At 66.7% G+C, this 14877-nt stretch carries 16 protein-coding genes; 12 read left to right on the top strand and 4 right to left on the bottom strand.

The features are described 5' to 3' along the window. Positions 1 to 245 precede the first annotated feature (245 nt). Complete coding sequence (locus tag OG219_RS05120) at positions 246 to 980, bottom strand: HAD family hydrolase (RefSeq protein WP_266823289.1); 735 nt, start codon at positions 978 to 980, stop codon at positions 246 to 248. Between the two features lie 370 nt (positions 981 to 1350). Here OG219_RS05120 and OG219_RS05115 point away from each other — a divergent pair, with 370 nt between their 5' ends. The 10 genes from OG219_RS05115 (at position 1351) to OG219_RS05070 (ending at position 11827) form a co-directional block, all read left to right on the top strand. Beyond that, positions 1351 to 1545, top strand: coding sequence for a hypothetical protein (locus OG219_RS05115; protein WP_266823287.1), 195 nt, complete (start codon positions 1351 to 1353; stop codon positions 1543 to 1545). Positions 1546 to 1810: 265 nt separating this feature from the next. After that, on the top strand, positions 1811 to 2692 hold the full coding sequence (locus tag OG219_RS05110; RefSeq protein ID WP_266823285.1) for a hypothetical protein: 882 nt from the start codon (positions 1811 to 1813) through the stop codon (positions 2690 to 2692). 73 nt (positions 2693 to 2765) lie between these two features. Next, a complete protein-coding gene (locus OG219_RS05105) occupies positions 2766 to 4280 on the top strand; it encodes an amino acid permease (RefSeq protein ID WP_266823283.1) in 1515 nt (504 codons plus the stop codon). 141 nt (positions 4281 to 4421) lie between these two features. After that, complete coding sequence (locus OG219_RS05100) at positions 4422 to 5009, top strand: helix-turn-helix transcriptional regulator (RefSeq protein WP_323183266.1); 588 nt, start codon at positions 4422 to 4424, stop codon at positions 5007 to 5009. A 179-nt stretch (positions 5010 to 5188) separates the two neighbouring features. Continuing rightward, positions 5189 to 6079 carry an aminoglycoside phosphotransferase family protein gene (locus OG219_RS05095; RefSeq protein WP_266836006.1) on the top strand — a complete coding sequence of 297 codons (891 nt, stop codon included), beginning with the start codon at positions 5189 to 5191 and terminating at the stop codon, positions 6077 to 6079. Between the two features lie 70 nt (positions 6080 to 6149). Continuing rightward, the gene (locus OG219_RS05090) at positions 6150 to 7199 is read left to right on the top strand and encodes a phosphotransferase enzyme family protein (RefSeq protein WP_266823279.1); all 1050 of its coding nucleotides are present in this window, start codon (positions 6150 to 6152) and stop codon (positions 7197 to 7199) included. Between the two features lie 91 nt (positions 7200 to 7290). Further along, on the top strand, positions 7291 to 7440 hold the full coding sequence (locus tag OG219_RS05085; protein WP_266823277.1) for a hypothetical protein: 150 nt from the start codon (positions 7291 to 7293) through the stop codon (positions 7438 to 7440). Between the two features lie 28 nt (positions 7441 to 7468). Then, positions 7469 to 8533, top strand: coding sequence for an NUDIX hydrolase (locus OG219_RS05080; RefSeq protein ID WP_266823275.1), 1065 nt, complete (start codon positions 7469 to 7471; stop codon positions 8531 to 8533). 40 nt (positions 8534 to 8573) lie between these two features. Then, positions 8574 to 10586 carry an ABC transporter ATP-binding protein gene (locus OG219_RS05075; RefSeq protein ID WP_266823273.1) on the top strand — a complete coding sequence of 671 codons (2013 nt, stop codon included), beginning with the start codon at positions 8574 to 8576 and terminating at the stop codon, positions 10584 to 10586. Continuing rightward, on the top strand, positions 10583 to 11827 hold the full coding sequence (locus OG219_RS05070) for an MFS transporter (protein WP_266823271.1): 1245 nt from the start codon (positions 10583 to 10585) through the stop codon (positions 11825 to 11827). The genes OG219_RS05075 and OG219_RS05070 overlap by 4 nt, the downstream gene beginning before the upstream one ends. 11 nt (positions 11828 to 11838) lie before the next feature. Here the strand turns inward: OG219_RS05070 and OG219_RS05065 are convergent, their stop codons facing one another. Beyond that, positions 11839 to 12327 carry a hypothetical protein gene (locus OG219_RS05065; protein ID WP_266823270.1) on the bottom strand — a complete coding sequence of 163 codons (489 nt, stop codon included), beginning with the start codon at positions 12325 to 12327 and terminating at the stop codon, positions 11839 to 11841. A 184-nt stretch (positions 12328 to 12511) separates the two neighbouring features. On the opposite strand from OG219_RS05065, the gene OG219_RS05060 reads away from it, so the two are divergent. Together OG219_RS05060 and OG219_RS05055 are read left to right on the top strand one after the other, a co-directional pair. After that, positions 12512 to 12739, top strand: coding sequence for a hypothetical protein (locus OG219_RS05060; protein ID WP_266823268.1), 228 nt, complete (start codon positions 12512 to 12514; stop codon positions 12737 to 12739). A gap of 245 nt (positions 12740 to 12984) precedes the next feature. Beyond that, positions 12985 to 13548, top strand: a complete 564-nt coding sequence (locus OG219_RS05055; protein ID WP_266823266.1) for a Chromate resistance protein ChrB — start codon at positions 12985 to 12987, stop codon at positions 13546 to 13548. An 11-nt stretch (positions 13549 to 13559) separates the two neighbouring features. On the opposite strand, the gene OG219_RS05050 is transcribed toward OG219_RS05055, so the two are convergent. Continuing rightward, positions 13560 to 14279: a sulfite exporter TauE/SafE family protein gene (locus OG219_RS05050; RefSeq protein ID WP_266823264.1), complete on the bottom strand. Its 720-nt coding sequence runs from the start codon at positions 14277 to 14279 to the stop codon at positions 13560 to 13562. Between the two features lie 6 nt (positions 14280 to 14285). Continuing rightward, positions 14286 to 14708 (bottom strand): YkvA family protein, encoded by a 423-nt coding sequence (locus OG219_RS05045; RefSeq protein WP_266823262.1) that lies wholly within the window; start codon positions 14706 to 14708, stop codon positions 14286 to 14288. Positions 14709 to 14877: the final 169 nt, after the last annotated feature.

The raw sequence follows: 14877 nt of genomic DNA, 5'->3' as shown, positions 1-14877 counted from the left end.
CAGAGTGGATTCCTTTGGAAGCACCGAGGTTGATCGTCGACGGGCTCGCTGGGTGGATCAAACGTGGCAACCGTCCACGAACCCCGAAGGAACGGTCTCGCGCGGATAGGCAGGTCGTGTAAGAGCCTGATCCGCGCGACAGCGTACGACCGCACCTCGGTGCTGGGGTATTACTCCCGTGATACGGGCATTGCCGCGCCGTACCTCTCGCCGCTGTGTGGCGCGTCTGTGTCGGTTTCGTGGAGTCAAGGCTGCATGGGCTGGGCCGTGACGCGCGCGATGGCCTCGATCAGGCTCGGTACATCTTCAAGACTGTTGAGGACGACGTTGGCCCCTGCGTCTTGTAGCTGGGCTGCGGTCGTCTTGCCGGAGGGAACACCCAGTACGGCGGATCCGCCTTCGAGTCCGGTTCGGACGTCTTCGAGGGAGTCACCGATGATCACGGTGTTGGAGCGGGTGAAGTATGTGCCGTATTTGGCCTCGGCCCGTTTCTGGGCGACGGCGACGAGAGAGGGTCGGTGATCGTCGTCGGAGGCGTAGCCGCCGATTTCGGTGTCTACGAAGCGGTCCAAGTCGAAGGCTTCGAGCTTCAGGAGAGCGTTGGCTTTGAGGTTGCCGGTCACGGCGGTCGGCACCAGGCGGGGGTGATCGTGGACGGCACGCAGGGCACTGATCGCTCCCGGCATGACTACGCCCTCACTGCGGAGGTCTGCCGAGTGGCCGGCCAGTCGCTGCGGCAGCAACTCGACCATGAGCGGTACGAGTTCGGCGACGTCCCTTTCCGGCACACCGTTGTCGAGGAGCAGTCCGCGGATCGCGAGTGGCATTGTCACGCCTGTCCCGCGGGCTGGTAGCCGCTCTGCCGGGCGGCCGACGACTTCCGCAAAGGCTTCGCGATACACCTGCCGGTCGATGTCCCCGACGTACAGCAGGGTCCGGTCTATGTCCCACAGGACGAGTACCAGGTCGGCCTCGGTCACGTTCAGCTCCTCAACCCGCCTTGGCTGCAGTGGCCCGTTCCAGCAGGTCACGAGCGTACGGTGCGCGAATGATCGCCTGAGCTCGTCAGTCAGGTCTGGATGTGCTTCAAGTGGGGAGCGTGGCCTCAACAGTCCTTTCTGGAATGGATATCACCCCAGTGATATCACCTGCGGAATGTACGTAGAGGAAGTTTGACGGGACAGTCCTGTGGTCAGCAGCCACCGATCGCGCGAGACCCACGGTCGAGGGCGTACATCAACGGCGCGCCACTATGTACGGGAGATCGGGTGCTTGTTCCTACTCGCCGCCGCGAGGCGACGCAGAGCGTGCTGGCGCGCTCGACGCCGGATGGCATCTGGGGGCTGTCCTGTGGCCGTTAGCATCTCCGCCGTCGCGCTGCTGGCCATCATCGCCTTCCTGCTCATCAAGAAAGGCGGGCTCAACGCCGGGCACGCGATCGTCTGCATCCTTCTGGGTTTCTACCTGGCCAGTTCCTCGATCGCGCCCACGATCTCTGGAGCCACGTCGCGCGTGATCGAAATGATCGGCGGGATCAAGTTCTAACTATGAGTACCAATGCCGGCAGAGCGACAGATCGTCCGCTTCTTCTGAATTGACCGCTCGGCCGCTCTGCGCGATCACTCGTCCCCTACATCGGATTTCCGCTGCGGCGGACGCATTCCGGAGGCTAAAAGGTGTTAATGGACGCCGCTATGGAGCGCGGCGAGCAACTGTCCCACTCGTCCGAAGCGACGGTGGCGGGATAGTTATGAGGCGTGTATCGGCGTTCGACCGGCATCCGGCTCGTGATGACTTCCCGCTACGGACAGTGCTGGATGACGCTGCGATGGGCCGGTGGGAAGGCGCCCGGGAACTGCTGGCCGCGACCGCTACGGACTGGGACCGACGCATCTCCCGTCTCCAGGTCCTCGCCCGCGCCGGGGTGCGGCTGACGTTCGCCGATACGTGGGCACAGGCCGAACCGCGGTCCCCTCACGCTTTGGCCCTCCTTGCGACCGTCCAAGCCCTGCGGTCGATGGCCGGCCCGCGGGGCGGGGGCAACAACGTGGCGATGGCTCAAGCGTGGGAAGTGTGCGATGCCGCCTGCGAGGCCCTGCCTGCTGATCCGGCACCGTACGTCGTCATGCTCGCTCTCCTCCGCTACCACTCCCCGAGCCGTGACCGGCAATGGCGGGCGACAGTGCAGACGGTGTGGAAGCAGGTGGGGGAGCGCGACCCGTGGAACAGAGAGGCGCACCACGAGCTCCTCACCTACATGTTCCCCTCCTGGCATGGCGTAGGGGGCGAAGTGTTCCACTGGGCACAGGAGCGATGCGCCCACACTCCCCGTGGGCTTCCGCTCCACACTCTCCCTTTGGTCGCTCTCGCCGAGTCACACCGAGTGCGGATGGAGAAGGAGGGACACCGGTACGGACTGACGGTTCATCCGTGGACGGATAACCCTTCGACTCGGCAGACATGGGAGAACTGGTGGACATATAGGGCCCCTGGAAGCCCGCACGCCGCTTTCCATGAGGACGCCAACTACCTCGCCCACGCCCTGTCCTTCGCGAACCAGCACAGGGAAGCCGCGGAGGTATTCGACGCCATTGGCCCATACGCCACCGACGTTCCCTGGAGCTACTGCGGGGACGCTCCGACGCTGTTCACCCGCCATCGCACCTGGGCGGTCAAGGCGTCTGCACCGTAAGGCCTTTCGCAGGTAGCGACCTCAACACCCCCTGCGCATCTACCAGGTACGACCAACGAAAGTAGGTCTTGTCATGCCTCTGGACATACCGAGCGTCACACTGTCGGAAGAGGAACGCCTCGCCGAGCTCGGCATCACCCAGACTCTGGACCGCTCCATGTCGGGGCGCCAGAATTTCGCCGTCTCGTTCACGATCATCAGCATCCTGTCCGGCTGCCTGACCATGTACGGGTTCGGCATGAACACCGGCGGGCCCGCCCTGATCATGTGGGGGTGGGTGCTCGTCGGCCTGATGACGCTCTTCGTCGGCCTGGCCATGGCGGAGGTCTGCTCCTCCTACCCGACCTCTGCCGGCCTCTATTTCTGGGCCCACAAACTCGCCCCGCGCACCTCCGCTCCGGCCTGGGCCTGGTTCACCGGCTGGTTCAACACGCTCGGCCAGGTCGCCGTCACCGCGGGCATCGACTTCGGCGCCGCATCGTTCCTCAACGCCTACCTGAACCTTCAGTTCGGGTACGCCGCCACCCCCGGCCACACCATCACGCTCTTCGGCCTCATCCTTCTGCTGCACGCCGCCGTGAACACCTTCCGGGTGCGCATCGTGGGCTTCTTCAACACCGTCTCCGTGTGGTGGCATCTGATCGGTGTCGTCGTGATCGTCGGCGCGCTCCTGACGATCCCCGACAAGCATCAGTCCCCCGGGTTCGTGTTCACCGAGTTCGTCAACAACACAGGCTGGGGCTCCGCTGTCTACGTGGCCCTCATCGGCCTGCTGATGGCCCAGTACACGTTCACCGGATACGACGCGTCCGCCCACATGACCGAGGAGACGAAGAACGCGTCCGTTGAAGGGCCGAAGGGAATCGTCCGATCCATCGTCGTCTCTTGGGTGGCCGGCTTCGTCCTTCTTTTCGGGCTGACCTTCGCCATCCAGTCCTACACAGGCTCCCTTGATTCAGAAACCGGGGTGCCGCCAGCGCAGATCTTCATGGACGCCCTCGGCGCGAGCACCGGCAAGATGATGCTCCTCGTCGTCATCGGCGCCCAGTTGTTCTGCGGCATGGCATCCGTGACCGCGAACTCCCGCATGATCTACGCCTTCTCCCGCGACGGTGCTCTCCCGTTCTCCACCGTGTGGCACAAGCTGCACCCCGGGACCCGTACGCCCACCAACGCAGTGTGGCTCGCTGCCGGCGGTGCGTTCGTCCTCGGCCTGCCGTACTTGTACAACGTCACTGCGTACGCCGCCGTCACCTCCATCGCGACGATCGGTCTCTACATCGCCTACGTGGTCCCGACGTTCCTGCGCCTGCGCCAGGGCAAGAACTTCCACCGGGGTCCCTGGCACCTGGGCCGCTTGTCGACGCCTGTCGGCGTGATCGCGGTGGCCTGGGTCATGCTGATCACGGTCCTGTTCATGCTGCCCCAGCTCACCCCAGTGACCCTGGAGACGTTCAACTACGCGCCCGTCGCCGTCGGAGTGGTGCTGGCCTTCTCCGGAACCTGGTGGCTCGTCTCCGCACGCAAGTGGTTCCTCAACCCGAACCACCCACGGAACGCTGCTCCGCTGGGCGTCGCGCCGCAATAGGCGTCTCGATGACACGCAGCTCGCTGGCCACGGTGATCGACGCTCGCACCGTCGCCGCCGAACGTCCACTCCAAGGTCGCGTGGACACGCGACGCGTCTTCGGCTAGGCGAGGCGGCAATCGCACACGAGGGCCGTCGGCTGTGCGGGTCAATCGCTTGCGCGGATTCGACTGCACGCGCCCGCACAGCCACCCCCATCAACTCCGAGTCCACGCGATTCGAAAGGATGCTCGATCGGTGTCGGCCCAGCCTCGCGTAACGCCTCGACCCCTCACTCCTGCTCAGGTCCGGGTAGCTCGCAAGATCGCTGGCGGCTTGGACACCGCCCAAACGGCGTTCGAGTTGGCCATCACATCGGGCACCGTCAACGTGCAGTTGGCGAGCATGGGCCGGAAGCTCGGAGTGAGCGGTCGGGCCGCAATCGTCCATGCCGCCTACGAGTCCAGGCAGATTCCTCGCCCCGAGCGGGAGTCTTACGACGGTGAGTTCACCGAGATCGAGATTCAGATGTGGGACCTCATCGCGTCGGGTGCAACGGTGCAACGCATTGCCGACGTGTTCCGAGTCTCGCGCGCTACCGCTCGCGTGCGGATCAGACGCTTGCGACGCCGGCTGAAGGCTTCCAGCGACGCGCACCTGGTGACTCAGGGCTGGCGATACGGCGTGGCCGATGAATCGGTCACGGACACGGGTTCTGAGATGACGATCGCAGTCGCACGGAGCAGATGACCTGTCGCAGGTAGAGACCCGCGGTACTGCTCCACCGCTCGGGACCTCAGGCCCGACTGCGTTGTCAGTGGCGCCTGGCAGGCTACGCAACCACACAACATCACCGTGTGCGATCACTCAACCACGGCTTGCGTCAAACATTGGTTTCGTCAACGGGAGGATGCACCACTGTGACCGACATGCCCGAGACGGTCCACCGCTGGGTGGCGTCGGTGACGAACAGCTTCTGCATCATCGCCGATCACTCATCGGCCGGTGACGGACGTCCCGACGTGTGGGAGGTCGAAGGCCAAGATGGACGCCGGTGGTTCGCCAAGCGAAATCCGGGACCCAAACTGCACCGGCGTGAAGTTCGCGCCTATCAGGAGGGATGGACTGGCGCCCTCGGAAAGGATCGGGCCCCCGTCCTGGGAGCTGTGGACAGCGACGCACGCGCCATCGTGATCACCGCCATTCCTGGCCGCCCTGTCCGAAGCCTCCGACTGGATTCGAAGGAAGAGCAGGAGGTGTACTTCCAAGCCGGTCTGCTCCTCGCTCGGCTCAACGCCGCGAAGCCCGGCAAGTCTGGGTCTGCCTCAAGCCCAGCGAACTGGGACGAGAGCGTCGAGAAGATGCTCGCCGGCGCCACCCTGTGTCTGGCTCCAGACGACGTCGCGATGGTCCGCTCGCTCACCAAGGACACGCCAGCGTTGCTGCCTCGCGTGGTGTCGCATGGCGACTTCATGCCCCGGAATTGGCTGTGGGATCAAGCCGAGCGTCGGCTGAGGATCATCGACTTCGAGCGGACCTGCATCGAGTCCGCTGTTTGGCGCGACCTGCCCCGCCTCGGCTACCGCATCCTGCGCGGCCGACCCGATCTGGAAGCAGCGTTTGAGGAAGGCTACGGACGCACACTCACCGCCGAAGAACGCCAGGCCAGTTCCGCGTACGCCGCGCTCGATGCGGTGAGCGCCCTGCGCTGGGGCCTCGAGCACCACGACATTGAATCCGTCGACGAAGCCCACACCATGCTGCGGCATCTACAGGCTGAGTACAGCGGCCGCCGCATCAATAAGGGTGCGAGCCGATGAGCGCACTCACCCTTACGTTCACCGTGCTCACGGCTTGCCGCACCACCCCAGGCGGGATCCGGTGAGCGGCATGGACAACACGGAGTGGGAAGAGGAGCTGACGGCTGATGTATTGGCCGAGCGGTACGGGATGACGGTGGAGGTGGTGGAGCGGGTACCGATGGGCACCGACACCGTCAACCGACGGGTTCTGACATCCGATGGCCGGCGGCTGTTCGTGAAGGAGTACGCGTCGACGGCCGACTTGGACGCTGCGCGGTCGGCCTGGGACATGTCGGAGTTCTGCCGGGCGGCTGATCTCCCTGTACCAAGGGTCTGGCCTGACCGTGACGGCGACCTCATCGTCTTGTCCGAAGGCAGCGCATGGGCCGTAGTCGACGAGGCTCCTGGCCGAGTGGCCACGACTGCAATGACCGTGGCGCGAGCGGAGCACATCGGCGTGGTGCTCGGGCGCATGCACCGGGTGCTGGCCGCCTACCCCCTGCCGAAGCTCGTGCAACAGTCACGGTGGCGAACCGGATCCGTCGAAAGCGCCCTGGCCAAGTGCAGTGCCGTATCGACAACGGCGAGGCGGAGCGGTCACGGCAATCTGGCGCAGTTGCGTGAACAACTCGACCAGCGCCGCCAGGACCTCACCAAGCACGTCGGCCGCCTCCGGGCCGGGCTGCCGGAGGAACTGGTCGAGCAGGCTCTGCACGCGGACTTCACTCGCCCCAACATGCTCGTCCTCACCGATGTCGTCACCGGCATCATCGACTTTCGCAGCGCGAGAGCCTTCCCGTCGTGGGAGTTGGGGCGCGCCGTATTCGACCCCCGGACGGTGGCCACCAGCGACCAGTGGGCAGCCTGCGCCACGGCGATGGTGTCCGCCTACCGCTCAGAGAACCCCACTCTCCCCCTGCACGACGTCCTTGCGTGCCTGCGGATCGCGCTGCTCTACATGTTGTTCAGCTTCTACGGCGCAACCACCAGCGAGTACGGCCTGCCGCACGAAGCAGAAGTCGACCTACAGCGGCACTGGCAGGACCGGCTGATCACCATCCGCCGCCTTCTGGACAACTTCGACGACCTCGACGACGCGCTCAAGACTGCGGCCGACCGCCCCGGGGACCGCCGATGACCTCCAACCGCGAGCGACTGGCTGACGATCCACGGTTCCGGGACACCCACTTCGCCACGGGATTCCGCAGCCTAAGAGCCGGCACCGGGCTATGGACGAGGTCACGGCCACCGCCGCCCTCTTCCGCGCCCTGCTGACCGAAGCAGCTCGGCGCCACAAGCTCACCAGCGTCGCCGAGCTCGGCCACGTGGCCAGCCGGATGTCACGCGCCGCCCAGCCAACCCACCTCGAACTGCCCTGACCGCCGCCAACCCCCCAGGGAACCTCCCGTGCCCGAGCTCAACAGCCCACCCCCCATAAGCACGCCGACGATGGAGGAGGTGCGTGCGTACTACGCCGCCCAGCCAGCCCCTCTGTTCTCCGCCACGGGTCTGGTGGTGGACACACGTGACCGCGTGCTGGTGCTCAGCCCGTCCTGCAAAGACCATCTGGAGCTGCCGGGCGGGCTGATCGACGACACTGAATCGCCCGAGGAAGGACTGGCCCGGGGACTGAAGGAGGCACTGGGCCTGGCTGTGACGGTCGGTCGACTCCTGGCAGTGGACTCCGCTCCGTCCGCCGACCGGGGACGGTCAGCGGTGATGCACCTACATCTGGTCGGCCCGCTGGACAAGGATCAGGTCGCAGGGATCTCGTTCCCTGACGGCGAGATCGTTGCGGCGAACTGGTACGCGCCCGAGGAGGCTCTCGCGCGTCTGCCGGAGCCACTCGCCGCGCGACTACGCGCAGGCCTGGCCGCGTGGCATATCGGGGCGGTCGCCCACTTGGTCGATGGCCAGGTCCAGCGCGGCTCCCCCGCAGGGCTTGCCGCACAACGGCGGGCCGAACTGGAACATGCGAACATCCTTGATCCAGCTTCATGGCGGGCAGTTCGGCCGAAAGTGCTGGCCTGGTCGACCGTCCTGTTCACCGACGCAGTCGGACGGGTCCTGCTGCTCCAGCCCACCTACCGCACGGATCGAGGGTGGGAGCTGCCGGGCTGCGATGTGGACAGCGATCTCGGGGAGAACCCGAGGCAGGCCGCACGCCGTGCAGTCCGCGAACAGCTCGGCCTGGACGTCCCGATGGGTCGGCTGCTGGCCACGAACTGGGCGAACAAGACCCCCCACCCTGCGCAGGTCGGGTTCACCTACAACGGCGGGGTGCTCGGCGAGGCCGACCTAGCGCGGATCCGTATCGACACCGCAGAGATCCACCAGTGGCGCCTGGCCGAGTTGAGCGAGGTGGCATCCGGGGTAGCCCACCCGCTGTACCCGCGTATCGAAGCCTGCCTGTCCGCGCTGCACGAGGCCACCGGCCCGCTGGAGCTGTATGGGGGCGTCCCTTGGGCCTGACACCGCCAGCCTGCCCAAGCCGGAACAGACAGGAGCATCGATGACAAGGCAAAGTTCGCGTCCCGACGATGCGTCGTCTGCGGAGCCCTCCGAGTCAGAGCGTCTGCTCTTCGGCGGCCCTCTGCGCTACGACCTCGGCTGGAATAAGCACCAAGATGCCTTCCTTCACCTCGGCTTACGGTCGATGGTGACGCGGCTTCCGCATCTGCTCGTCACTACAGGCCAGTTGGCTTGGCAGGCGGATAAGCACGCTCTCCGTCTGGTCGCGTGCGCGGAGATCGGCCGGGGCATCAGCCAGGCGATCGGCCTCATCGCTGTGAACCGGATCCTCGGCCATATCCTCGCCGGAGGCACCACCTCCGAGCGGTTGACGGAAGCCGGACCGGCCTTGGCCGTCGCCGCGTCCGCCGCTCTGGTCGGTGCAGTGCTGAGGGCTCTCTCTACGGCAGGCACGGGCCAGTTGGAGCCGAAGGTCGAACGCGTCGCCACTGAGCGATACTTGGCCCACACCGCCAACGTCGAGTTGGAGGCTGTCGAGGACGACGAGTTCCACAAGCTCCTCGACAGCGCGCAGTACGGAGCTGGCTCCGCCCGGCGCATGGTGAAGTACGCACAGAACGTCATCAACGCCCTGATATCGCTGATCGCCGCGGCGGGGGTTCTTGGGATCTTGCACCCGGCGCTCCTGCCTCTACTCGTTGCGATGACGCTTCCCAGCGCATGGGCCACGCTGTCGGTGGCACGGCGCCGCTACATGTCCTTCCACGCCTGGTTGCAACATTCGAGGGCCGGCCAGCTGATCAGCCGCCTGCTGATCTCCACTGAAGCGGCGCCCGAGATTCGCGTCCACAACGTCGGCCCGTTTCTCCTGCACCATTTCCGGGCCATGTCTCAGTCCCAGGAAGGGGAACAGGACAGGCTCGCGCGGCTCGCCGCTCGCACCGGTCTGATCGCCGCCGGATGGACCGGACTTGCCACTGCTGCCGCGTACGCCACCCTCGGCGGATTGCTGTGGACCGGGGCCATGGCACTCTCCGTCGGCGGCACTGCCGTCCTCGCCATCCGTACCGGGTCTTCCAGCCTGGAAAGCCTCGTCAACCAGGTCGGCTTCATGCACGAGGAGAGCATGTTCGTTGGGGATCTGTATGAGCTCTGCGATGAGGCGACGAAGCGAGCGATCCCCATCGGCGGGCTGCCCCTCCCCAAGAAACTGAAGCAGATCACCTTTGAGGACGTGACCTTCACGTACCAGGGCAAAGACGCCAAGCGGGCCCTCGACGGCGCGAGCCTGACCATCCCCACGGGGAAGATCGTCGCGCTCGTGGGTGAGAACGGCAGCGGAAAGACCACATTGATCAAGCTGCTGTGCGGTCTGTATCAACCGGATTCAGGTCGAATCCTGTGGAACGACGTCGATGCCGCGCAGGCCGACAGGCAAGAGCTCGTCTCCCGTGTCGCAGCCGTGGGCCAGGACTTCTACCGGTGGCCGTTCACGGCAGCAGTAAATATCGCCATCGGCCGCCCCGAGACCGCCATGACGGACGATCGCCTGGAACTCGCAGCCCGCTATGCCGGCGCCGAGGAGCTGATCTCCGAGCTGCCAGGCGGATGGAAGACCCTGCTTGCCCGCGGGTACAAGGGGGGTCACCAGCTCTCGGGCGGCCAATGGCAGCGTCTGGGACTCGGCCGCGCGCACTACAGGCAAGGCGAGATCCTCATCGTCGACGAACCGACCTCGGCACTCGACGCGAAGGCGGAGCAGGAACTCTTCGAGAAGATCCGCATCCTCGCCGACGCCGGGCAGACGATCATTCTGATCACGCACAGGCTCGGCTCCGTGAGGGCAGCAGACTTCATCCACGTCCTCGATCACGGCCGGGTCGTGGAGTCCGGCACCTTCACGGACTTGTTGTCCGACGAGGTGGATGGCCCCAAAATCTTCCGGGGCCTATACCAACTTCAGGCGGCCCAGTACGCGACTGAGGCCCCTGCCGTCCCCTCCCAGAACGGGCACTCCCAGGCACAGGGCTCTGCGAAGAGCGGGCTCCAGTGACCGCCGTCGCCCCCGCGGCCAGTCTGTGGCGGCATGCAGACTTTCGTCGGTACTGGGGCGGACAAGCCGTCACCGTCACCGGTTTTGGCATCACGACCATCGGCACCTCGGTCATCGCGGTGGTGGACCTGAACGCCTCGACGATGCACGTCGCGCTGATCGCCTTCGCTGGAAAGTTGCCGCAACTGCTGCTCTCCCTGCACGCGGGCGTCATCGCCGACCGCTACCGCAAACGGCCCATCATCATCAGCTGCGACCTGCTGTGCGCCGCCACTCTGGCCACCATCCCACTCGCCCAATGGCTCGCCCAGATCACCCTGGAGCAGCTGTACGTCGTCACATTCCTCGTCTCCGCACTCCACGTCATCGGTAGCAACGCCTCCATCAGCTACCTCCCAACTCTCCTGCATGGAGATCAACTCAAAGAGGGCAACTCGAAGTTAGGGGCTGCCAACTCGCTCGCAGACCTGGCAGGCAACAACCTGGGCGGCGTGCTGGTCTCCGCATTCGGCGCCGCCCGGGCGATCGCGCTGGACGCGGTCTCCTACCTGATCTGCGCCTGGTGCGTGGTGCGCATCCGTCACCCTGAACCCGCTCCCGTCCCTAGGCCCGCTGGCAGCAGCCAGTGGACGGAGATTCGCGAGGGACTCGACTACACCCTCAAGGCCCCCGTGGTGCGCCCGATCGTCCTCTCCAACGCCACCACCAGCTTCGTGCTCGCCGCGAGCTCGGCAATCTGCTCCCTGTACCTGCTGCGGGAACTGTCCTGGAGCCCGACTGCTCTAGGCATCGTCATGGGCGCCGGCGGCATCGGCGGGTTCCTCGGCGCGCTCGCATGGCGGCCGCTCGAACGCCGGTGGGGAGCCGGTCCCGTCATGCTCACTGCTCTCGCCCTGAACCCGATCGCCCAGGTACCGCTCATCCTCGCCGGGCCCGGCTTGGGCGGTCAGCTCGCGATCGGTACGGGCATGGTCATCCAAACCTGCGCCGCGGTGGCGCACGGCGGCCTGCAGCGCAGTGTTCGCCAGGAGCTCTGCCCCGAGCATCTACAAGGCCGCGCCCAGTCCACCGGAGCGTGGCTCGCCTTCGGACTACGCCCGTTCGCCGCCCTCCTGGCCGGCGCACTGGGCACCCGGATCGGCTTGCGCCCCACTCTCGTGGTCATCACCTGTGCTCTGGTCGCTCCGTTCCTCGTCCTGTGGCGATCCCGCCGCGCTCTAAGCGAGCTGCGAGCCCGATAGGGGGACGCCGTCTATGCCGCCTGTGTGCTCTCTCGAAGGCCGACGTACCCGAGCCACTCCAGAGCAAGCATCAGCGGCATCCGGAAATCGGGTGCCCACATCGCTGGCAGGTCCGGCACCTCGTAAATCTCGGGGGTCGTCGTCAGCGAGGAGATCAGACGGTTGAGCGGTCCGCCCTCGGACGGGGGGAGATGCTCGGCGAAGAGCTCGCACGCGGCAGCGGCAGCGTCCTTGGTGTGCAGGTATTCGGCGCCTTCTGTTCGCACGTACGGCGTGACCGCAGCCCGCGCAGCCGGATCGTCAAGCTGCTCATCGCGGTCGAGGGCGTAGAGGAACAGTGCCAGGGTCTGGAGGGACCAAGTGGGCACCACGCTCGAGTCCTCAGCAGGCCACCTCTGTGCGATGAGCCGCGCAGCCCGACGTACGGCGGTGTCCCATGCGGCGTCGCCCTCGCCGCACGCCGCTACCTGGTCGGTTGCCCGCTGCAGACTCGATTCCATATGCAGCAAGGTATCCGCTCGGCAAGGGCTCAACACTTCGATCAACAGATTTCGCACGGGATCAACTCCCTTACCGAGCCTGCAATCTCGGGGTGCCATCCGTCACTCGGAATCCTGTCGTGTCGTCCTAGTGGAACGAGGCGCGCGTGCGTCTCCGGAGCTGGTGGACAGTAGGGTCATTGGCATGGGAAGCGACGACCGCTGGCAGCGGCGGGGCAGCCGGGTGCTCTTCGCGGGCGGACCGCAGGGCCGAATCCGGCTGACGGTCGACGAAGCGGTACGCCCCGACGGTGAAGCCGTCGCGTACCCGTACGTCGCGGCGCCGGACTTCTCTGAACTAGGAACTGAGCCGTCTCCTCGCCCTGTTTTGGGTGGGCTCATGCCCCGTTCCAGGCCCTCCAACGACGGCTGAGGTGTCTGGGCGCGTCATCCAGGGGCGTACGACGAGCGGGCTAACCCGGTACGGCGTAGATGTGACGGTGTGGCCCTGCCTTCTCCGATCGAGCGGACGTTCGCCGAAGCATGGCGGACTCTGCCTCGGGAGGTCGCGTCACCCGGCGGGCTGATCGTGGAACAGGGGTTATAGGCAGGTCGCGCCCGAGCGGGGCTTCGGCTGTTCTGCCTCTGACCCGGCGGCCGGGTTACGGTCGCGGTGTGGTGAGTGAGGTGGATGTGCGGTGGCTGCTGGTGTCGGTGACGACGGCCGGGGCGGCGCCGTCGTTGCGGATGCAGGTGTGGCGGAAGCTGAAGGGGCTGGGGGCGCTGTATCTGCAGCAGTCGGTGTGTCTGTTGCCCGACCGGCCCGCGGTTGTTGGCGCGGTGTCGGAGCTGGGTGAGCGGGTACGGGCCGACGGCGGGCGCATGCGGGTGATGCACATTGAGGTCGCCGACGACGGCGAGCGGTCTGAGCTGGCCGCGGAGATGACCGCGGCGGTCGATCGGGAGTACGCGGAGGTGCTGGAGCGGTTGCCGTCGTTCTTCGCGGAGTTGGAGATGGAGTCCGCGCGCGGGCGGGCCGTCTTCGCGGAGGTGGAGGAGTCGGAGGCGGACCTGGAGCGGTTCCGGTCGTGGGTGGCGAAGATCGATTCCCGGGACTACTTCGGTGCCCCGCGCGGCGAGCAGGTGCGGGCCGAGCTGGCGCGGGCCGGCGATGCCCTGGCCACATTCGAGACAGCCGCGCTGGCCGGGGAGGACACCGGGGGCACGGGCACGGTGTCGTAGCGCCCGCCGTTTCAGAGCCCGGCCAGGAACAGCAGTCCGGAGATGACGAGCCCGGCCTCGATGAGGCGGACGAACGCCTGGTCGCTGATCCGTGTGACGAGGCGTTTGCCCGCCCAGGCGCCGGCCAGGGTGGCGGGCGTGAGGGCCGCGCCGAGCAGCAGGACCCGTAGGGAGAGCAGGTCGCCCGCGCCGTAGGCGGCGGTCTTGGTCAGGTGCAGGGTTAGCGCGCCGGCGGCTTCGGTGCCGATGTAGGCGCCGTGGGTCAGGCCCTTGGCGAGGAAGAACGGGGCGGTCATCGGGCCGACCGAGCCGAGCAGGGCGGAGCCCAGGCCGGAGGCGGCGCCGAGGGCGGTGAACGCGGCGTCGGTGGGCGGCTTGGGGTGCGGGTTACGGCGCCGCCAGATGACCACGGCGATCAGGAAGGCGCCCAGCAGCCGCTTGAGCGGGGCCAGAGGGGCATGGGCCAACAGCAGGGCGCCGCCCGCGGCCAGCGGGATCGCGCCGAGGGCGAAGCGGCCGATCAGCGGCCAGTGCAGTTCGCGGCGGTTGAGCACGGTGCGGCTGGCGTTGCTGGCGATCTGGGCCAGGGTGAGGACGGGGATCGCCACGCGCAGCCCGAACAGCGCGGTGAAGACGGGCAGCAGCAGTACCCCGCCGCCGAACCCGGCCACGGCCGAGACCAGGGCGAGGGCAAAAGCGGCAGCTGACGCGGCGAGCAGGGTGAGGATCACGTGCGGCTATTCCTGGGCAGCCGCGGCGGGGAGCCCGGCGAGGCGGCGGACGACGTTCAGTCCCTCGTTGGTGCCGGGCCAGTGCCGGGTGAGGGAGTCGGGGCCGGCCTGGCGGATGACGGCGCGCAGCGCGAGGGCGATGGCGAGGGCGTCGTCGGCGTAGCCGAGGACGGGGATGAAGTCGGGTACGAGGTCGATGGGCAGGGCCAGGTAGCCGGCCAGCAGCCACAGCAGCCACCGGGTGCGGCGGGGCATGGTGTGGTCGCGCGCGAGACGGGACACCAGGCGCAGCAGGTCGGGCAGGAGGCGGACGGCTTCGGTGAGCAGGTTGCCCTTGGGGCGGGTGAGGGCAAGGGCGGCGAGAAGGATCAGCCAGCACACCAGCAGGCCGGCCGCGGTGCCGATGAGGATCTGCCATATGCCGTTCACGGCTTACTCCGAGTGTCGTTGCTTGTCCGGGCACGAGGCCCCTTCCCGTGCCATGTTACGGGTGTAACATCCCGCACGGCTGCGGGGCTGCTCCTCCGTTTGGCCAATGAGCACTTCACTTGGCCGCTGGTGCGCTCAGCGGTCACTCGGGCTTGCAACCGGTACCTGG

The organism is Streptomyces sp. NBC_00038, from assembly GCF_026343635.1.
GTDB lineage: Bacteria > Actinomycetota > Actinomycetes > Streptomycetales > Streptomycetaceae > Streptomyces.
This window is presented reverse-complemented; position numbering and strand designations above follow the sequence as displayed.

What these genes read in the sequence shown, in the direction of transcription:
- OG219_RS05085 (WP_266823277.1), top strand. Translation starts at nt 7,291, where the DNA reads ATGGACGAGGTCACGGCCACCGCCGCCCTCTTCCGCGCCCTGCTGACC.
- OG219_RS05095 (WP_266836006.1), top strand. Translation starts at nt 5,189, where the DNA reads ATGCCCGAGACGGTCCACCGCTGGGTGGCGTCGGTGACGAACAGCTTC.
- OG219_RS05065 (WP_266823270.1), bottom strand. Translation starts at nt 12,327, where the DNA reads ATGGAATCGAGTCTGCAGCGGGCAACCGACCAGGTAGCGGCGTGCGGC.
- OG219_RS05105 (WP_266823283.1), top strand. Translation starts at nt 2,766, where the DNA reads ATGCCTCTGGACATACCGAGCGTCACACTGTCGGAAGAGGAACGCCTC.
- OG219_RS05075 (WP_266823273.1), top strand. Translation starts at nt 8,574, where the DNA reads ATGACAAGGCAAAGTTCGCGTCCCGACGATGCGTCGTCTGCGGAGCCC.
- OG219_RS05090 (WP_266823279.1), top strand. Translation starts at nt 6,150, where the DNA reads ATGGACAACACGGAGTGGGAAGAGGAGCTGACGGCTGATGTATTGGCC.
- OG219_RS05060 (WP_266823268.1), top strand. Translation starts at nt 12,512, where the DNA reads ATGGGAAGCGACGACCGCTGGCAGCGGCGGGGCAGCCGGGTGCTCTTC.